23 protein-coding genes are annotated in these 17542 nt (G+C 37.6%); 9 read left to right on the forward strand and 14 right to left on the reverse strand.

What is annotated here, in order from left to right; all coding sequences use genetic code 11:
- Window positions 1-86: 86 nt before the first annotated feature.
- Together rpiA and ABD769_RS18435 are read left to right on the forward strand one after the other, a co-directional pair.
- Complete coding sequence (rpiA, locus tag ABD769_RS18430) at window positions 87-776, forward strand: ribose-5-phosphate isomerase RpiA (RefSeq protein WP_344852833.1); 690 nt, start codon at window positions 87-89, stop codon at window positions 774-776.
- Between the two features lie 317 nt (window positions 777-1093).
- A complete protein-coding gene (locus ABD769_RS18435) occupies window positions 1094-1483 on the forward strand; it encodes a LiaF transmembrane domain-containing protein (protein ID WP_344852834.1) in 390 nt (129 codons plus the stop codon).
- Between the two features lie 267 nt (window positions 1484-1750).
- Here ABD769_RS18435 and ABD769_RS18440 read toward each other — a convergent pair whose 3' ends face one another.
- Window positions 1751-2737: a GlxA family transcriptional regulator gene (locus tag ABD769_RS18440; RefSeq protein WP_344852835.1), complete on the reverse strand. Its 987-nt coding sequence runs from the start codon at window positions 2735-2737 to the stop codon at window positions 1751-1753.
- Between the two features lie 167 nt (window positions 2738-2904).
- On the opposite strand from ABD769_RS18440, the gene ABD769_RS18445 reads away from it, so the two are divergent.
- The 4 genes from ABD769_RS18445 (at window position 2905) to ABD769_RS18460 (ending at window position 6270) form a co-directional block, all read left to right on the forward strand.
- Window positions 2905-3318 carry a VOC family protein gene (locus tag ABD769_RS18445; protein WP_344852836.1) on the forward strand — a complete coding sequence of 138 codons (414 nt, stop codon included), beginning with the start codon at window positions 2905-2907 and terminating at the stop codon, window positions 3316-3318.
- A gap of 1 nt (window position 3319) precedes the next feature.
- Window positions 3320-3697, forward strand: coding sequence for a DoxX family protein (locus ABD769_RS18450; protein WP_344852837.1), 378 nt, complete (start codon window positions 3320-3322; stop codon window positions 3695-3697).
- 147 nt (window positions 3698-3844) lie between these two features.
- On the forward strand, window positions 3845-5164 hold the full coding sequence (locus tag ABD769_RS18455) for an alpha/beta hydrolase (protein ID WP_344852838.1): 1320 nt from the start codon (window positions 3845-3847) through the stop codon (window positions 5162-5164).
- 134 nt (window positions 5165-5298) lie between these two features.
- Window positions 5299-6270, forward strand: a complete 972-nt coding sequence (locus ABD769_RS18460) for a YihY/virulence factor BrkB family protein (protein ID WP_344852839.1) — start codon at window positions 5299-5301, stop codon at window positions 6268-6270.
- 2 nt (window positions 6271-6272) lie between these two features.
- Here ABD769_RS18460 and ABD769_RS18465 read toward each other — a convergent pair whose 3' ends face one another.
- The 4 genes from ABD769_RS18465 to ABD769_RS18480 all read right to left on the reverse strand — a co-directional run bounded on the left by ABD769_RS18465 (window position 6273) and on the right by ABD769_RS18480 (window position 10589).
- Window positions 6273-6695 carry a secondary thiamine-phosphate synthase enzyme YjbQ gene (locus ABD769_RS18465; RefSeq protein WP_344852840.1) on the reverse strand — a complete coding sequence of 141 codons (423 nt, stop codon included), beginning with the start codon at window positions 6693-6695 and terminating at the stop codon, window positions 6273-6275.
- A 106-nt stretch (window positions 6696-6801) separates the two neighbouring features.
- Window positions 6802-7836 carry a DUF2157 domain-containing protein gene (locus ABD769_RS18470; RefSeq protein ID WP_344852841.1) on the reverse strand — a complete coding sequence of 345 codons (1035 nt, stop codon included), beginning with the start codon at window positions 7834-7836 and terminating at the stop codon, window positions 6802-6804.
- Window positions 7837-7937: 101 nt separating this feature from the next.
- Complete coding sequence (locus ABD769_RS18475) at window positions 7938-10151, reverse strand: cation:proton antiporter domain-containing protein (protein WP_344852842.1); 2214 nt, start codon at window positions 10149-10151, stop codon at window positions 7938-7940.
- A gap of 90 nt (window positions 10152-10241) precedes the next feature.
- Window positions 10242-10589, reverse strand: a complete 348-nt coding sequence (locus ABD769_RS18480) for a hypothetical protein (RefSeq protein WP_344852843.1) — start codon at window positions 10587-10589, stop codon at window positions 10242-10244.
- 156 nt (window positions 10590-10745) lie between these two features.
- On the opposite strand from ABD769_RS18480, the gene ABD769_RS18485 reads away from it, so the two are divergent.
- Window positions 10746-10997: a hypothetical protein gene (locus ABD769_RS18485; protein ID WP_344852844.1), complete on the forward strand. Its 252-nt coding sequence runs from the start codon at window positions 10746-10748 to the stop codon at window positions 10995-10997.
- The gene (locus ABD769_RS18490) at window positions 10979-11383 is read left to right on the forward strand and encodes a type II toxin-antitoxin system VapC family toxin (RefSeq protein ID WP_344852845.1); all 405 of its coding nucleotides are present in this window, start codon (window positions 10979-10981) and stop codon (window positions 11381-11383) included. Before ABD769_RS18485 ends, ABD769_RS18490 begins: the two co-directional genes overlap by 19 nt.
- Before the next feature lie 2 nt (window positions 11384-11385).
- On the opposite strand, the gene ABD769_RS18495 is transcribed toward ABD769_RS18490, so the two are convergent.
- From ABD769_RS18495 to ABD769_RS18530, 8 genes are all read right to left on the reverse strand, one after another.
- Window positions 11386-12378: a bifunctional riboflavin kinase/FAD synthetase gene (locus tag ABD769_RS18495; RefSeq protein ID WP_344852846.1), complete on the reverse strand. Its 993-nt coding sequence runs from the start codon at window positions 12376-12378 to the stop codon at window positions 11386-11388.
- A gap of 12 nt (window positions 12379-12390) precedes the next feature.
- Window positions 12391-13251, reverse strand: a complete 861-nt coding sequence (locus ABD769_RS18500) for a YitT family protein (RefSeq protein ID WP_344852847.1) — start codon at window positions 13249-13251, stop codon at window positions 12391-12393.
- Entirely contained in the window at window positions 13248-13979 is a 732-nt protein-coding gene (gene truB / locus ABD769_RS18505; protein ID WP_344852848.1) for a tRNA pseudouridine(55) synthase TruB, read from the reverse strand. The genes ABD769_RS18500 and truB overlap by 4 nt, the downstream gene beginning before the upstream one ends.
- Window positions 13980-14089: 110 nt before the next feature.
- Complete coding sequence (locus ABD769_RS18510; RefSeq protein WP_344852849.1) at window positions 14090-14884, reverse strand: undecaprenyl-diphosphate phosphatase; 795 nt, start codon at window positions 14882-14884, stop codon at window positions 14090-14092.
- A gap of 17 nt (window positions 14885-14901) precedes the next feature.
- Window positions 14902-15288: a type II toxin-antitoxin system VapC family toxin gene (locus ABD769_RS18515; RefSeq protein WP_344852850.1), complete on the reverse strand. Its 387-nt coding sequence runs from the start codon at window positions 15286-15288 to the stop codon at window positions 14902-14904.
- Complete coding sequence (gene vapB / locus ABD769_RS18520; RefSeq protein WP_344852851.1) at window positions 15288-15491, reverse strand: type II toxin-antitoxin system VapB family antitoxin; 204 nt, start codon at window positions 15489-15491, stop codon at window positions 15288-15290. The genes ABD769_RS18515 and vapB overlap by 1 nt, the downstream gene beginning before the upstream one ends.
- A 39-nt stretch (window positions 15492-15530) precedes the next feature.
- Window positions 15531-15758: a DUF3098 domain-containing protein gene (locus tag ABD769_RS18525; protein WP_344852852.1), complete on the reverse strand. Its 228-nt coding sequence runs from the start codon at window positions 15756-15758 to the stop codon at window positions 15531-15533.
- Entirely contained in the window at window positions 15758-16636 is an 879-nt protein-coding gene (locus tag ABD769_RS18530; RefSeq protein ID WP_025145075.1) for a cell division protein FtsX, read from the reverse strand. The genes ABD769_RS18525 and ABD769_RS18530 overlap by 1 nt, the downstream gene beginning before the upstream one ends.
- A gap of 199 nt (window positions 16637-16835) precedes the next feature.
- On the opposite strand from ABD769_RS18530, the gene ABD769_RS18535 reads away from it, so the two are divergent.
- Entirely contained in the window at window positions 16836-17243 is a 408-nt protein-coding gene (locus ABD769_RS18535; protein ID WP_344852853.1) for a hypothetical protein, read from the forward strand.
- A 114-nt stretch (window positions 17244-17357) separates the two neighbouring features.
- Here ABD769_RS18535 and ABD769_RS18540 read toward each other — a convergent pair whose 3' ends face one another.
- Window positions 17358-17537 carry a hypothetical protein gene (locus ABD769_RS18540; protein ID WP_344852854.1) on the reverse strand — a complete coding sequence of 60 codons (180 nt, stop codon included), beginning with the start codon at window positions 17535-17537 and terminating at the stop codon, window positions 17358-17360.
- Window positions 17538-17542 lie beyond the last annotated feature (5 nt).

A 17542-nucleotide genomic window follows, 5' to 3' on the forward strand; every position in this document is an offset into this window, starting at 1 on the left:
ATAAACGCTATAAACAGGATTTATTGCTTTAGCAGTAATTTTTTTTCATTTTTTGGGATCTTACCATTAAAACCTATTTTTACCTTATGGCTACGATAGATAAAACCCAACAAGATGCTGAGAAAATGGCAGCTGCCCTTGCTGCAGTAAAATTTGTAAAAGATGGTGATGTTGTAGGCCTTGGCACAGGATCTACCACTACTTTTGCCATTAAAGAACTCGGTAAACGCGTAAAAGAAGGATTGAAAATCACCGCTGCGGCGAGTTCTATCCGTACAGAAGAACTAGCAAAATCTTTGGGCATCGAAATCCTTGATCTGGGCAGTTTAAGTTCAATTGATATCAGTATTGATGGGGCTGATGAATTTACCGAAACGCTCGATCTGATTAAAGGCGGAGGTGGTGCGCTATTCAGGGAAAAAATTATTGCCTCATTAAGTAAAAACGCCATCATTATTACCGATGCCTCTAAAAAAGTAAAAAAACTCGGGGCTTTTACCGTCCCAATTGAAGTAATTCCTTTGGCTTATCAGTATGTTTTCGATCAGATTACCAAACTTGGCGGAAAAGGCAAATTAAGATCGGTAGAAAATACATCATTTATTACCGACAACGGAAACCTGATCATTGATGCAGATTTCGGTCTTGTTAATGATCCTGCAAAACTATCTTCAGACCTCAACCAAATTAACGGATTACTGGCCCATGGCTTATTTATTAACCTCACTTCAAAGGTGGTTATGAGTGAAGGAACGGATATTATCGTTTTTGAATAAATAGTTTAATGGTTTATTAGTTATTTATTCATTAGTCATTAGTTCATTTGTCATTAGTAATGTCCGTCATTGCGAACCGAAGCGGTGGAATATGTGGGGCAGTGTGAAGCAATCTTTCTTCTAATTGTTTAATCGACTTCGGACTTCCGACTTCGGACTACTCAATAATTTCACCGATAAATTTCTCCTCCTTTAAATTCTCCAAAAATTTTTACCGACAATTTTATTTCACTCACCGATAAAACATCGCAACTAAGGGAAAAGCCATTCCCTCGCGTCTGTTTCTGTGCTACATTTGAATCATAAAACAAACAGTCATGGAAACTTTAATCAACAAAAATCGCGCAGATAAACAATTAGGTTTAGGCATTTTAATCTTAGTAATCGGTTCAGTATTCTTACTTAGAAACACCGGAATAGATGTTCCACATTGGATATTGAGTTGGCACACCATTATGTTAGGCGCAGGTTTGTGGATGGGTTACCGCAAAAACTTTCAGGGAAGCGGCTGGTTGGCATTAACCATAATTGGAGGTTTATTCACCTTTAAAGCCATAAATATTTTTGATTTCGATCTGTTCAGGGTAAGCATTCCAATGGTATTAATCGGCTTAGGTTTATACGTGATCTTAAAACCAAAAAAAGTTCAAAACTTTGATCAGTATTTCGAAAAGAAACCTATCGATTTTACAAAGAAAGAAAGCTAAAATTCTTAACTCTATCATATATCTTAAAAAGGGACATTTTTTTAATAATGTCCCTTTTTTGTGAGTACTGGCGTAGGGTATTGAGCATGGAGCTCCGTATGCCTTCAGGCCTTGAGCCATGCACTTTGCACGCTGCCCCATGCTAAAAAAGAAACGGGGATTCCACCCTTAGGCAGTATCCCCGTCATCTAAATTAACGCTCTCACATACATAAACGCTGTAAATGGAATATATTGTGTGGACCTTAAATTTTTTTTATTTTTTTTGCTAAACCTGTAAAACAGGTGCTGCCTTATGGTATTTGTTGCGGTATTCAATCGGGGTTAGACCCGTTATTTTTTTAAAAACATCCCTGAACGATTTGGTATCGGTATAACCCACATCAAACATCACCTCGGTAATGTTTTTCCGGCTCGATTCGAAACTGCGCTTTGCTGCTTCAATTTTAACCCTCTGGATATATTCTATTACGGTATTTTTAGTAGCGCTTTTAAACCGCCGCTCAAAACTCCTTCTGCCCAAAGCAAGCATATCCGCCAGCTGATCTACCGTAATCCGCTCCTGGTAATTTCCATCGATAAATTCCTGCGCTTTTTTAATTTTTGCATCTTCATGTCCTTTCTGTCCCTGAAACATCATAAAAGCAAGCTGACTTTCTCGATCGATATCAATGGCGAAATATTTTGCCGCTAAAATAGCCGTATCACGGTCGGTAAACTTCTCTACCAGGTATAAAAGCAGGTTCCAGTACGAATTTGCCCCACCACTTGAATATAGTCCCTGAGCGTCGGTAATGATGCTGCCATCAACCAATTCCACATCAGGAAACATTTCCCTGAACTGGTTGGCAAATAACCAGTGCGTAGAGCATTTCCGGCCGTTTAATAAACCTGTAGCAGCCAATATAAATGCACCTAAACAAAGTGAGGCTACTTCTGCGCCTTTTGCATGTTGTTTTACAATCCATGGAATCAGAGCCTCATTGGCCTCCATCGCATAACCTACATTACCACTTATTGCCGGAACGAAAATGAGATCGGTATGTTCTACTTCGTGCAATAATTTGTCGGCATGTACAGAGAAAAGGCTATTGTTCAGTCTTACCTCTTTTGTCATGGCTACAAGCTCAACCTTAAAAAGCGGTAACTTGCCCGACGCCTGTAAAAATTCATTAACAGCGGTAAATAAATAGCGGGGATCTGCTATGGCCTCGATCACGGCAGTCTCTGGAATTAAGATAGATACATGTTTCATATCTCAAATATAGCGAGCCTGTTTGTCGTAAACAACCCCTGCAATTGACGTTTCTGCATGTTTAGCTTTTTGCGATCTCCGCGTATGTTTGTGTTGTTAATGGGCTGATGCCAAAAATGTATAATAGGAGAAACCGATTGCTGTAGGGCATCAAAAAAAAGGATCAAATGGCTAGTATAAATTCATACCTCACATTTAATGGCAACTGCCGGGAAGCGATGATTTTTTACCGGGATTGCCTCGGTGGAGAACTAACACTCGAAACCATTGGGGAAACTGAATTTGCTGACAGAATGCCTAATGTTATCAAGCGAAGCATTATGCATGCCGTTTTAGCCAAAGATGAACTGGTGATTATGGGAACCGATATGGTAGAAGAACGCGGGCTCATCAAAGGAAACTCAATATCCCTAATGCTCAACTGCAACTCTGAGGAAGAAGCAAAAGCTTATTATGATAAACTTTCGGCAGGAGGGAAAGCATCACATCCCTTACAGCAAACCTTTTGGGGAACGCTTTTTGGCGATTTAACTGACCGTTTTGGGAATAACTGGTTAATTAATTACGATAAAAACAGATAAAATGAAAAAGTTAAAAATCTGGTATTGGATTGCGACCATAATTTTCGCACTGATGATGATAATGGATGGTTTTGGTGGAATAACACAACAGGAAGCTGGTAAAGAAGTGCTCAAACACCTTGGTTATCCCATGTATTTGCTCATCATTGTTGGTATTGCAAAATTATTAGGAGCAATATCAATCTTACAGCATAAATATACCGCCATTAAAGAATGGGCTTACGCAGGTTTTGCCATCAATTTTATTGGCGCTTTTGCTTCCAGGGCTTTCGTTGGCGATGGCATATCGCTATTAATTCCACCCGTTATTGCGCTGGTAATTATGTTTATTCCTTACACATTATGGAAGAAATTAGATGGAAATGTTAAAAATAGTTAAAACTAAATAATTAGTTTTAATAAAGGCTTTTCAGAACCAAATATTGTTAACTTTGGGTATTGTAAACAAGCAAACAAACTGTGGTGCCATCGTGATTTTCAATCCGGATCATGATCGTTTCACCATCCCTAAAAACAATTTATACGAATGAAAAAGAGCCTTTTATTCATAATCGCTTTATTATTTACCACTTCGGCATTTTCTCAAAATGTGATCCAGCTGTTCAACAGCGCAAATGATTTTTTTAAATTATTGCAGGAAGAGAAATTTACCGATGCACATGCATTTTTTGACGATACCTTAAAAACCAAACTACCGGAAGAAAGCTTAAAGAAACTTTGGAGCGATATCGGCAATAAATTCGGTAAAGCAGAATCTTTTGATGCCATTCAGAGTAAAGCAGAGGGACAATTTTTTGCTGTAACCGTTGAAGGTAAATTTGCCAATGGAGACCAGAATTTTATTATTGGTTTTAACAAAATTCAAAAGATTGTGGGGATTTTCCTGGCGCCATCAAAAAAAATAACCACCTATTTAAAACCCAGCTATGTTGATACGGCTTTATTTACTGAAAAATCGGTGTATATCGGTCCTCCGGGAAAACAACTGGCAGCCATTATTACGGTACCAAAAAATGTTAAAAACTTCCCGATGGTTGTTTTTGTGCATGGCTCTGGCCCCGGCGATATGGACGCAACCGTAGGTGCCAATAAACCTTTTAAAGATTTGGCCGGCGGACTGGCTTCGAAAGGAATTGGTTCGGTCCGATATGTGAAAAGAACACTTATTTATCCGAATGAATTTACAGGTCCTTTTACGGTAAAAGAAGAGGTTTTGGATGATGAAACTGCTGCTATTGCTGCTGCAAAAACCGCCGTTGGTGCCGATCCTAAAAATATTTATGTATTTGGCCACAGTTTAGGTGGCATGCTGGCCCCCAAAGTGGCAACGCTTTCTCCTGAATTGGCCGGGATTATTTTAGCGGCTGCACCGGCAAGAAAGTTAACGGATATCATCGTTGATCAAAATAAATACATGTTTGAGCAAGCTAACGATACATCTGCCGTGTTTAAACAACAACTGGCCAATGCGATGGCAGAAATTGATAAAAGCAGGATTTCTCAATTGGGAACAACCATAAAACCGGATTCTGTTATTTTGGGGCTGCCTGCAAAATACTGGACCGATTTAAACAGTTACGATCAGGTAGCTGTAGCAAAAACTTTATCAAAACCCAGAATTTATGTTTTACAGGGTGGAAATGATTTTCAGGTAAGCAAAACTGATTTCGATTTGTGGAATGAAGCCCTGGGTAAAAAGAAAAACGTAACCCTTAAATTCTATCCTGAGTTAAACCATTTATTAAGTCCACAAACAGGAAAAGGAACCATGGCGCAATATCAGGCTGCAGCAAGTGTTTCGGATACGCTGGTGAACGATTTAGTGCTTTGGATCAAAGCTAAATAGGCAGATTTCAGATATTATTAAAATATAGAAGCTCCGGTAAACCGGGGCTTTTTTTGTGCCTTCCTGAAAATTAATAAAAAACAATTCAAAAAATAAGCGGTTTAAATTACAGGATCTCATTTTAACCTATTATTATGGCAACAAGGAATAAAATCACTTTAAAAGGAATTTGGGGAGTATTAAAAGCTTCATTTACTGGTTTTACTGATCATAAAGTAACCAAATTAAGTGGCTCACTGGCTTATTATACCGTGTTTTCAATGGCTCCTTTATTGGTGGTAATTATTTCTTTATGCGGTATATTTTTAGGAAGAGAAATTGCCGAAGGGCAGGTTTATGCCCAGCTGGAAGGTTTTTTAGGAAGAGAATCGGCCACTTCTTTACAACAACTGATCAAAAATGCATATCTGGACGGGAAAAGCACCATTGCACTAATTATTGGTATTTTTACTTTATTGTTAGGTGCGACTACCGTTTTTGGCGATATTCAGGATTCTATCAATACCATTTGGGGTTTAAAACCAAAACCTAAAAGAGGCTGGGTAAAAATGTTGCAAAACCGTTTTCTGTCGTTCTCAGTGATTATAAGCCTTGGTTTTGTGCTATTGGTATCACTTGCTGTAACTTCCGTATTAGACGCTTTTAGCAACCGTTTACAGGTTAGGTTTGCTGAAGTATCAGTTGTCGTATTTTACATCATTAACCAGCTGGTTACCCTCGCTGTGATCTCTTTAATATTTGGGGTGATTTTTAAGGTATTGCCTGATGCAATTATCAAATGGCGTGATGTGATTGCCGGTGCAATTGTAACAGCCGTTCTTTTTATGATCGGTAAATTTGCCATTTCTATTTATATCGGACAAAGTAATGTAGGCGGAACTTATGGTGCAACAGGATCGTTAGTGGTGGTACTTTTATGGACGTACTATTCATCTATCATTTTGTATTTTGGCGCAGAGTTTACAAAGGCTTATGCCGTTGCTTTCGGGTCGGAGATTTATCCTTCACATTATGCGGTTACCACCAAAGAAATTGAGGTAGAAACGGATGGGAAATCTATCCAGGATAATCATCCTGAAATTAAGGAAGAAGTGAAAAAAGCTTAAACTTATTCTCCCCAGGCGGTAATGATTAATCTTCTTTGTCCGCCACGGTTTCGGTGTTCGCAAAGGTAAATGCCCTGCCAGGTGCCAAGTGCTAACCTGCCGTTTCTGATTGGAATAGTAACCGAACTGCCTAAAAGTGCCGATTTTAAGTGAGCAGGCATATCGTCTGATCCTTCATAATCATGCTCATAATCAGGGTCGTTTTCCTTAACGGTTTTATTAAAGAACATTTCAAAATCCATACGCACAGTTGGGTCGGCATTTTCATTAATAGTAAGCGAAGCCGAAGTATGCTGGATGAATACCTGGCAGATGCCAATATTAATCTCATCAAGCTGGGGTAGGGCATCTTCTACCTCATCAGTAATGATGTGGAAACCCCTTCTTCTTTCTCTAAGTGTTAAAGCTTGCTGGTATATTTTCATTGGTTTGATATATTAATTCGTCATCTCGACTGTAGCGCAGCGAAATGGAGAGATCTGTGAAATATCGTTTATAGATCTCTCCACTACGGTCGAGATGACGACTGGTCTACTTCAAAAATTCCACATTCCATATTTTTTCTGCTTTCCGGCCAATTAACCAGAAAGAAGCAGCTAACACCGAAAAGAATAAAGCCTTATGCCAGCTATCCCAGAAATATTCAAAATAACGGGTGTATAAGTTGATAAAGAGAAATGTAATGCCAAATTCTCTTGCAATATCATCGTGGTATTTTAAACCGAATAAGGTGCTTACAACACAGATTGCTGCCGAAATTAAGGCCCAATAGAACAAACTCAATTGCCTCACCGTGTACCATTCTTCTAAACTGGCAAAATTGCCGAATACCGATAAAGCCCAAAGCGATACAAACAGATAAACCATCCCGGCGATATAGGTAACCTGAAAGAAGTTTTGAGTTTTAGGAATAGCTTTCATAATGAACGATGCTGCGGTTAACGTTGCGCCAAAAACCACAAATCGTAAAGGATAGTTCATTCCGAGGAAATAATAGTTCCATCTGCTGAGGTAGCCAGTTTCGGTACCAAACCAGGCGCCTAATGAGATTAAAGCAAAAATCCAGATCAACCGGGAGTTAAAAATAAAACCTAAAGCACCATAAATAAATACTGAAACCAGTATCAGAATGGAGAAATTACCCGAACCATTATCAAAAGCTTTCCCGAAATAAGCAACGGCATTTGCAGTAAGTAGAATCGCTGAAAAAACAATCGCCTCGTTGCTGAATTTTAAATGTGCAAGTTTCTTTTTCCGCCTGAAACCCAGGATATAAAGCCAGGCCGCCAATCCGCCCGATACAATCGCAATTACAATGTTTGGCGTATTATAAACCCTTTTAAGGTAGTTTAAAATCGAATTATCGATTAATAATGAGCCAAGTGCAATAAAACCACAGGCCAGCGCTACCCAAAAAGCATATTGCGCCAGGCGCAACCAATCGAAATTTTTAGCTTCGTAACTTTTACGGAGTTTATTTCCTGTTTCTTCGTTAATGATCCCGTCGCTTTGCCACTGTTCAATCATATCATCAAGAAACTCACTTTTTTCTCTATCGACTTTCATAGGTTAGGTTATGTACGAAGATAGGTTTTTTAGTCATTAGTCAAAAGTCCTCAGTCAATAGTCTATATCGACTAAAAAATGGACTAATGACTCCGGGCTACCTAAATCACCTCCTTAATCTTCTTGTTATTCCCTACGATCCAGATCACATCACCATTATCGAAGATAAAATCAGATGAAGGATTTAGTATCCGATCTTTGCCCCGCTCAATGCCAACAATTAAAGCCTGTGCTTTTTCGCGGATTCCCGCATTTCTGATGCTTAATCCATACACCGGCGATTCGGCGTGAACAACCACTTTTTGTAAGGTCATTTCCTTGTTCGGAAAGTTGTCTTCTTCAGCAATTTCCGGCCTGTCAACTTCTAATAAGCCTTTAACAGCAGCCAGTTGATCATCAGCACCAATTACTAATAATTTATCGTTAGGGTAAAGCCTTTCGTCTCTTCCCGGTGTTGGAATGTTATTCCGTCCACGTTCAATTAAAGCGATGTTTACACCATATTTTTCCCTGATCATCAATTCAGTCAATGTTTTTCCAACCACTTCCGATTCGGGAGAAACCGTAAGCTCTGTCAAGTGGGTATCCCAGGGCAAAATATCGGGTTTCTGGTTTTCACGTGCATTTAAATTCAACATGAAACGCCTTTCCAGTTTGTCGTAAAAGGATTGAAGTTTTCTGGAGAAAATCACCATTCCAAGAATAATTAATCCCAGCGCAATTACGGCAGCCACCCAGGTGTCAAAAAACTCATACATCAAAAAACCTACAAAGAAAATCCCCAGGGCAATTCTGAAAAATTCGATCGCTATTAATGGTCCCCGGGTATATTTTTTGTTTAGCCAAAGGTGCGAATAAGCCGTTCTTTGAATCCTCCGAATGGATAAGGCCCATAAAAAAGGGGACATCAATATAAATGAAACTACAACGCTGATGATAATGGAAGTTAAGCTATTGGCAATATTGCTTGCAATAAAGGGCTGTACGTACCGGTAGGCCAAAAATATAATCGCAATAATAATTACCGAATGGATAATGGTATTAAAGATGTACGATCGCAATAGAATTTTCCAGTCGCTTAGGGTAGTAATCCCTTCGGTACTCGAGCTATACCGCTCAATACCATCCAGCCATTTTTTTGGTAAAACACGATTTAAGTATTGATAAAAAGGTTCTGATAATTTAATCAGATATGGTGTGGTAAAGGTGGTAATCGCCGCTGCAGCTACCGCAATAGGGTAAAGAAAATCGCTGGTTACTTTCAATGTTAACCCCAATGAGGCTATAATAAAAGAAAACTCACCAATCTGCGCCAAACTCATGCCCGATTGTACCGAAGTTTTTAGCGGCTGACCAGAAAGTAAAGCCCCTAAAATGGTAAAGAGGATCTTTCCGAAGATAATAACGGTTGTAGCCACTAAAATTGGAACAGCATATTTAACCAGCATAGATGGATCGATCAGCATACCGACAGAAACGAAAAATACTGCTGCAAATAAATCTTTAACCGATTTGGTTAAATGTTCGATCCTTTCGGCCTGTGTAGTTTCTGCTAAAATAGAACCCATAATAAATGCACCAAGGGCAGGAGAGAACCCAACTTTATCGGCCAGTAAAACCATTACCAAACATAAGGCTAATGATACCACGAGCATAGTTTCATCATTCATTAATTTCTTTGTGGCTTTAAGAAATGATGGAACAACGAATATTCCGCCTAAAAACCATAATACAAGGAAAAAAGCCAGTTTAAGGATCGAATATAACATTTCTGTACCAGCAGATTGCTGACTAACCGCGAGGGTAGAGAATAGTACCAGGAGGAGGATGGCCACTAAATCTTCAACGATTAGCACTCCAAATACCAAACCTGCAAATTTCTTGTGTTTTAAGCCCAGTTCTTCAAAAGCCTTAATGGTAATCATGGTGGATGAAATGGATAAGATTCCACCTAAAAACAGGCTATCCATATCTTTCCATCTCATGGCTTTCCCCACCAGGTAACCCGCCAGAATAATGAATAAAACCTTTACAATCGCTGTGATGGAGGCCGAACCGCCTACCTTAACCAGCTTTTTAAAACTGAATTCTAAACCTAAGCTGAACAAAAGGAAAATAACACCTATTTCGCCCCAGATGTTGATGCTCTTGGTATCGGTAACGGATGGAAAAAAATCTAAGTGTGAGCCAACCAACAGGCCGGCCAGTATATAGCCCAAAACGAGGGGCTGTTTAATTCGTTTAAATATTAGTGTAGTAATTCCTGCGGCGGCAAGAATTAAGCCTAGATCGGCAATCAAATCAGGTAAATGCATCTATAAAAAATGGGTAATGATGTTAAATAATCTATTTTCGGACACGATGTGCACCCGACATTTATTAAAATTCCAATAAAATGAAATTACTTACCAAAAAACATGTTTTGGATAGAGCATTTTAAACAGGCACCAATAATTATATTTTAATCTCTTGATTATAACTTTGGTATTGAGGGTTTTGTTCTTTGAAAAAAGAAACAGCAAAAAAGATAAGAGGATACAGGCATTTGATACCACTTTTACAATCGGACTGTTAATAAAATCCTTTTGTAAACTTTCATTATCCTGATTAAACCCAAGATTGATGTTTTTCTTACATGAAAAGAAACTGATTTTTGGGTTTTTTAATGCTGCATCATTTCTTTTTTCCTGCGATGCGATGGCCGCAAAATTTATAGAGATAGAAAAAAAGAAGATGATGTAAAAAAGCCTCATTGCCGCTAATATAACGAAAATAAGGCTTTTTTGAAAGGGAAACTGTGTAAAGTGCACTAAATCTCCTTATCCTGAATCTTTTTTGACATCAGGAGCTACAGCAGGTTATTCTAAAAAATATTGATTAAATTTGTTTACACGTTGAAAATAAATCTAATGAAAGAAGTAACCATCAAATATAAAAGTGATAAAACACTGGAGGCGCTTAGGGAATTAGGTAAGTATTTAAATTTCTCTGTTTCGGATCATAAAGTTAAAAAAGTGGCAGAAAAAGAAGCTGACATTAACGGCATTCCAATCATTATTGGAGATCCCACCGTAGATATTGCTGAATTGCATGAAGTTTTTACAGGGAAGGGACTGAGTGCAGAAGAATTGAGAAATAATGCATGGCAAAGGAAAAAATAATTTGTGATACCGATGTATTGATTGATTATTTTGATAAAAATAAAAGTCGAAACGCATCAGCATCAGCAATATTAGAATCAGCCATCGGACTGGATAATGTGATTATTTCATCCATTACCAAAATGGAATTGTTGTATGGTGCTACCAATAAATTTGATCTTAGCTTAATCAATAAAAAACTGAAAAGGTTTAGCATTATTTTGATTAATGAAAGGGTAAACTTAACTGCAATCGGTTTAATGCAGGAGTTTAAACTAAGCCATGGTCTTGCAATAGCCGATTCATTAATTGCAGCTACCGCAATTGAAACTAAATTAAGGCTGTTTACCTATAATTTAAAAGACTTTAAATTTATCAACGACCTAACCTTATATTCAGAAAAATAAATCTACCCGTTAAAATAAGCCAGCGTAGCCTCCTTATCTTTTTGTAACTGAACGGTTAAAGCTTCTAAACCGGTAAATTTTACATCATGACGTAAGAATTTCAAAAAGTTCATTTTAATGTCCTGTCCGTAGATTTCCTGGTTAAAATCAAAAATATTTACTTCAATATTTCTCGTCATTCCGTTAATGGTGGGGCGCTGCCCAATGTAAGCCATACTCTGGTAAGCTTGAGGGTTGAAGGCTGAAGGCTGAATGTTGGAAGTATTGACTTCGGACTCCGGACTTCGGACTTCGGACTCTATTTCAACCGTTACCGCATAAATGCCATCGCCCGGAATTAATTTATAGGTTTCTTCAACAAAGATATTTGCGGTTGGGAAACCAATTGTCCGGCCGATTTTATCGCCTTTAATTACCCGTCCGAAGATGGAAAAAGGATAACCTAGATAATCGTTGGCCAAACCCACATCGCCGGCTAAAAGCGCCTGACGGATTTTGGTAGAGCTTACAGCCACATCGTGAATGTCCTGCTCCATAATTTCCTCAACAGTAAAGCCGAAGTGTAAACCAGCGGCTTTTAAGTCGCTTAAATTACCCGAACGGTCTTTACCAAAACGGTGATCGTAACCAATAATAATATGTTTGGTACCGATATTATTAACCAAAGTATTTTTAATATAATCTTCCGGCAGCTGGTTCGAAAAATCGCGGGTAAAAGGGGTAATAATCAAATGATCTACACCTAAACCTTTTAAAATTTCGGCTTTTTCGTTAATGGTATTGATCATTTTCAGATCCTGGTTTTCAGGGTCGATAATCATTCGCGGATGCGGAAAAAAAGTTAAAATTACACTTTCTCCGTTCTCTGCCTTTGCTTTTTCTACCAGTTGTTTAATGATTTTTTGATGCCCGAAATGCACACCATCAAAAGTGCCAATGGTAACAATGGCATTGTCTAATTTTTTAAATTCCGAAAGGTTATTGTATATCTTCAATGGGATAAGAAATTAATGTAAAGCGTGGCGTTTTACTACCCCGCCTTTTAAATCGGCAATTTGTTGCTGTATTACAAAGGCATCCGAATCGATCTGTCGGATGGCAGTTTGCAATTTGCTCATTTCCAGCTTGGTAACCACGGTAAAAATAATATCGATATCTTTCTTTTCTCCGTAGCCGCCCTCACCTTTATAAATGGTAACACCACGTTTCATTTCGTTGATGATGAAGCCTTTAATGGCTTCCTGATGTTCTGAAATAATGGTTACACCGGTATATTGTTCAATTCCATTCACTATAAAATCGATAGTGCTGGATGCTGATAAGTAAGTTAAAATAGCATATAATGCCGTTTCGATATTCAGAAAATAAGCTGCGAAAGCAAAAATAATGATGTTTAAAATCAGAATGATATTCCCCACCGTTAAAATGCTGTTTTTACTGATGTAAAGCGCTAAAACCTCAGTTCCGTCAATTACACAGCCACCACGCATAGCCAAACCAATTCCGCCACCTAAAAACAGACCACCAAAAAATGCAATGAGCAATTTATCGTGCGTAATGGGCTGGAAAGGCAGAAAAATCAAGGCTATAGAAAGTGCTGCAATGGCAATGGCTGTTTTAAGTGCAAAGCCTTTGCCAATCTGCCTGTAACCTAAAATAACGAACGGAATGTTGATGATTGCAATCAGATATGATAAATTCCACCCGGTTAAAGTGCTTAATAATAAGGAGATACCTGTAACCCCGCCGTCGATAAAATGGCTCGGCATTAAAAAGCTTTTTAAGCCAAAACATGCCGAAGTTACACCCGCAATAATTAAAAGAATTTCTTTTATAAACCTGGTGTGCCTGTTTTTAATGTGGTTCATGCTTCTGCTTCAGTTTTAGCTTCTTCTTTCCTGCTACGAATATAATTAACAAGTTCTAATACCTCAAACGCATCTTTAAGCAAAAAGTTTCCACTTCTTGTTCGGGTAAGTTTGGAAAGATAGGCACCATTGTTTAATGCTTTTCCAAAATCTGAGATCAGGGAACGGATATAAGTGCCTTTACTGCATACAATCCTGAAATCTATTTCCGGTAATTCGATCCGCGTAATTTCAAATTCAGGAACACTTACAAAACGCTTACGCAATTCAACCTCTTCACCCAAACGAGCTTTAACATATAAACGTTCGCCATTTACTTTTACCGCAGAGTGGGCTGGCGGATACTGTTCTATATCACCAATAAATGGTTTACAGGCAGCATAAATTTCGTCTTCGCTAATGTTGCTGATATCGAAAGTTTCGTCTACCTCAGTTTCCATATCGAAAGATGGGGTAGTGGCCCCCAGAATCATGGTGCCGGTGTATTCTTTCTCTTCGGCCTGAAAAGTATCGATCTGCTTGGTTAATTTGCCTGTGCAGATAATTAACAAGCCTGTAGCAAGGGGATCTAAAGTGCCGGCGTGACCAACCTTTAGCTTTAATGGTTTTAAAGAATTACGGATTTTGCCTACCACATCAAACGAAGTCCATTTGTATGGTTTATTGATCAGCAGCAATTCGCCTTCAGCAAAATTGAAATCTTTAAATTTTGAATTTTCGGTACTCACAAATCTTTTTTGCGCAAAGATACGGATTCAATGTCGTTTTTTACCACAGATGAAAAGGATGCACACAGATAAGAATCATCCGTTGTGAATTAGTGGTTAATATTTCTGGATTATATAATTTGTAAGTTATGTCCGCTCAACAACAGGATGATAATGATTAAACCTGCAGCAATCCTGTACCATCCAAAAACCCTGAAACCGTGTTTGTTTAAGTACCCGATAAAGCTTTTAATGGCTAAAAGTGCTACCACAAAAGCCACAACGTTACCGATAATTAGCATATTGGTTTGATCGTGGGTAATGGTGTGCCCTTCTTTATAAAAATCGTAAAGTTTTTTGGCGGTTGCAGCAAACATCGTAGGTACTGCAAGGAAAAATGAAAATTCTGCGGCCACTTTCCGGCTTAATTTTTGACTCATACCACCTACAATGGTTGCGCCAGAGCGCGATACGCCAGGTAACATGGCAATACACTGAAAAAAACCGATTTTTAAGGCCGTTAAATAGGTTACCTTTTCTTCTTCCAGTACAGTTGGTTTATTAAACCACTTATCAACAAATAATAAGATAACGCCACCAACCAAGAGCGAAATGCCTACAGCCATCGGACTTTCCAACAATTCGTCGATTTTTTTGCTTAACAACAACCCAAATACTGCTGCGGGAATAAATGCAACCAATAATTTAATGTAGAAATTTATTGATTTAAAAAACCTTTTGAAATAGAGTACAACCACAGAAAGTATCGCACCCAATTGGATTACAATGGTGAAAAGTTTTACAAATGGTTCCGATGCAATGCCCATCAATGATGATGCAATAATCATGTGACCAGTACTCGATACCGGCAAAAATTCAGTTAATCCTTCAACAATGGCAAGGATAATGGCTTCAAAAGCGTTCATATTATTTAGTTAATGGGTTATTCCCACTGTAATTTTACTTTATAGTTTCTTAATTTTTTGTCTCTTGAAATCAAGGTTAAACCTTCTGAAACGGCTTGCGAAACAATAATCCTATCAAAAGGGTCATTATTTATGAATTCAAGATCAAGTAAGGTGATGAGATGGGTTTCATTGATAGAAACAATTTCAATCTGGTTCCTTTCCGTAAACCTGAAAAGCTCTTCAAAATCAATTTTTAAATCTAGCTTTCCAATCTGTTTTTTAATGGCAATTTCCCAAAGAGAAGCAATGCTTAGGTAACAGGATTCATTGATATCTGATAGTTTTTTTTTGACTGAGGCAGGCAATTGATCATCGCCGGCTACAAACCATAAAAAGGTATGGGTATCTAGTAAATATGCCATTAAATATAATCAGCAAACATATCTAAAGGGTCATCAAAATCATCAGATAATTTGATTTTACCTTTTGCATACCCAAATTCACGTGATTTTAAAGTTGGCTTGTTCTTGTGTTTTGTTTTTAGAAATTCAACAAAATCTGCAACTTCCTGCCTGAGGTTTAGGGGAAGCGAGTTGATTTCAATCTGCAAATTTGTTGTTGTCATATTATAAAGTTAAAAAACACTTTACTGAATACAAAACATTTATTTTTTTAAGATGGCATAAATGCCAAAAGCAAAACCTGCCAACACCACTACAGGTGCCAGTAAAGTTCTTCTGAAATCGTAAATATCACCAGTGGTGCCCATCATCAGGATAAAACCAACTGCAACAATTGCAATGCTGATCAATAACAACTGGTAATTTTTTTTGGTAAAAACCAATTCGCTTTTAACGTCCTTAACAGCCGGACTTGTTTTTTTTTCTGCCATTATCTATAAAGATGATAAGATTTTAAACGTAAATATCTGCTAACTGCAAACCATGTACTAATGCCTGTTATAAAAATACCAACAATTAGCAGGCCTATAAATACAAAGCCAAATTCCTGGTAGTTATTTAAAATAATAATTTCCGGTACTTCTTTGCGGGCATAAATCAAGGTTGCCAATAAAATAATAATGGCAATAAAGGCAGCAATTAAGCCATGCAAAGCAGCATACAATAAGAAAGGACGTCTGATAAAATTTTTCGTTGCACCAACAAGCTGCATACTTTTAATTAAAAAGCGTTGCGAGTAAATCGCTAGTCGTATAGTGTTGTTAATCAGTGCAATAGAAATTATTAAAAGTAATACTGCAAAAGCGAAAATAATTAAGCCGATGGTATTGATGTTTTTGTTTACCATATCGATTAAAGAACTTTGGTAAACCACCTCTTTAACCACAGGGTTTTTAGATATACTGGCTTTTAATGCATCAATGCTTTTGTTATTTGCATATTCTGCTTTTAAATACACATCGAAAGTTGAAGTTAAAGGGTTGTAACCTAAAAAGTTAACAAAATCTTCGCCTAGATCCTGTGTTAAATTTCTCGCAGCAAGTTCTTTATTTACATATTGTGTCTGCTTTACTGCAGGGTTTGTATTCAGCTCTTTCTGGAAAGCCAGCACATCGGCTTCTTTTGCGCCTTCATCAACAATAATGTTTAAAACAATGTTTTCCTTAACGTAGTTAGACAGGTTTTTGGCATGTACAAGTACCAACCCAAGTAGCCCCAGCATTAATAAAACCAATGCAATACTAATTATAGTAGAGATATAAACGGTTTTGGTTTTCTTAGATGCATCACTTACTTCGAATTCTTCCATGTATTTCATTTTTGTTTCTGCGAAAATATAAATTATACCTGATAAACACCAATTAATGATTGCTAAATGAATATTAACGGATAGGATTAGCTTTTAGTTTGAGGGTCAGATTGTTTGGCTGGATTTAACTTTTTCGGCAATTACGGTACGAAATTTGTTAAAAGGGCGTTAAATAGGTATTCTTAAAACAAAATTTACTATGAAAAAACAAATTACCATCCTTAGTCTATTGATGCTCTTTACCTCAACCCTTATTTCCTGCAAAAAAGATGAAACTTCTTTAAAAGCTCAAATGATGGGCCGTTGGACATTAAACAGGATTGTAACTACAGGTTATACTGATGATAAACTTAATGGCGACGTTAATTATGGTAAAACCACTGATTATATTGACTATAAATCAAATAACGACGATCAGGTAGAGCTAAGTTTGTCTGGAAACAGGACAATTGGTACTTATGTGATCATTTATTCAGACCAGTTTAGTATGGATATTAATGATGGTCTTAATTATTGCAAAATAAATAGCATTTCTCAGAATAAATTGCAGTTTACTGCTAAAATTGATAAAACAAACGTTACTAAAGTGTATTATTTAACGAGATAAGATCTTAATCCCCCGATTATTTGTCTGCGCCATTGATTTTTTGATCAATGGCGCATTTTTTTTGCGCTAAGCTATTATAAGCCAGTCAATTTCTGCTATACTCTCGGTAGCAGGCTATTTATTGTTATTTTCTGTCGCCCATTTTCCGATTAACTTTTTACTATGGGCTCTCGCCTCATTAATAGAAAATGTTTTTTCGGGATGATGTTTTAAGGCTGCTGTTTTTTGTAGCTCTTGATAACTTTCTTCAGGGATGAGTACGTATTTTTTATTTTCAATTGTAAGATGTGTCATGGCCG

The sequence above is a fragment of the Pedobacter jeongneungensis genome (genome assembly GCF_039538295.1).
GTDB lineage: Bacteria > Bacteroidota > Bacteroidia > Sphingobacteriales > Sphingobacteriaceae > Pedobacter > Pedobacter jeongneungensis.

Bases quoted from the DNA above. Each gene is read 5' to 3' on its own strand.
- ABD769_RS18480 (WP_344852843.1), bottom strand. From the start codon at position 10,589: ATGAGGCTTTTTTACATCATCTTCTTTTTTTCTATCTCTATAAATTTT.
- ABD769_RS18510 (WP_344852849.1), bottom strand. From the start codon at position 14,884: ATGAACGCTTTTGAAGCCATTATCCTTGCCATTGTTGAAGGATTAACT.
- vapB (WP_344852851.1), bottom strand. From the start codon at position 15,491: ATGACAACAACAAATTTGCAGATTGAAATCAACTCGCTTCCCCTAAAC.
- ABD769_RS18490 (WP_344852845.1), top strand. From the start codon at position 10,979: ATGGCAAAGGAAAAAATAATTTGTGATACCGATGTATTGATTGATTAT.
- ABD769_RS18535 (WP_344852853.1), top strand. From the start codon at position 16,836: ATGAAAAAACAAATTACCATCCTTAGTCTATTGATGCTCTTTACCTCA.
- ABD769_RS18465 (WP_344852840.1), bottom strand. From the start codon at position 6,695: ATGAAAATATACCAGCAAGCTTTAACACTTAGAGAAAGAAGAAGGGGT.
- ABD769_RS18460 (WP_344852839.1), top strand. From the start codon at position 5,299: ATGGCAACAAGGAATAAAATCACTTTAAAAGGAATTTGGGGAGTATTA.
- ABD769_RS18435 (WP_344852834.1), top strand. From the start codon at position 1,094: ATGGAAACTTTAATCAACAAAAATCGCGCAGATAAACAATTAGGTTTA.
- ABD769_RS18445 (WP_344852836.1), top strand. From the start codon at position 2,905: ATGGCTAGTATAAATTCATACCTCACATTTAATGGCAACTGCCGGGAA.
- ABD769_RS18440 (WP_344852835.1), bottom strand. From the start codon at position 2,737: ATGAAACATGTATCTATCTTAATTCCAGAGACTGCCGTGATCGAGGCC.
- ABD769_RS18450 (WP_344852837.1), top strand. From the start codon at position 3,320: ATGAAAAAGTTAAAAATCTGGTATTGGATTGCGACCATAATTTTCGCA.
- ABD769_RS18540 (WP_344852854.1), bottom strand. From the start codon at position 17,537: ATGACACATCTTACAATTGAAAATAAAAAATACGTACTCATCCCTGAA.
- ABD769_RS18485 (WP_344852844.1), top strand. From the start codon at position 10,746: ATGAAAGAAGTAACCATCAAATATAAAAGTGATAAAACACTGGAGGCG.
- ABD769_RS18500 (WP_344852847.1), bottom strand. From the start codon at position 13,251: ATGAACCACATTAAAAACAGGCACACCAGGTTTATAAAAGAAATTCTT.
- ABD769_RS18475 (WP_344852842.1), bottom strand. From the start codon at position 10,151: ATGCATTTACCTGATTTGATTGCCGATCTAGGCTTAATTCTTGCCGCC.
- ABD769_RS18515 (WP_344852850.1), bottom strand. From the start codon at position 15,288: ATGGCATATTTACTAGATACCCATACCTTTTTATGGTTTGTAGCCGGC.
- ABD769_RS18525 (WP_344852852.1), bottom strand. From the start codon at position 15,758: ATGGCAGAAAAAAAAACAAGTCCGGCTGTTAAGGACGTTAAAAGCGAA.
- ABD769_RS18470 (WP_344852841.1), bottom strand. From the start codon at position 7,836: ATGAAAGTCGATAGAGAAAAAAGTGAGTTTCTTGATGATATGATTGAA.
- rpiA (WP_344852833.1), top strand. From the start codon at position 87: ATGGCTACGATAGATAAAACCCAACAAGATGCTGAGAAAATGGCAGCT.
- ABD769_RS18455 (WP_344852838.1), top strand. From the start codon at position 3,845: ATGAAAAAGAGCCTTTTATTCATAATCGCTTTATTATTTACCACTTCG.
- ABD769_RS18530 (WP_025145075.1), bottom strand. From the start codon at position 16,636: ATGGAAGAATTCGAAGTAAGTGATGCATCTAAGAAAACCAAAACCGTT.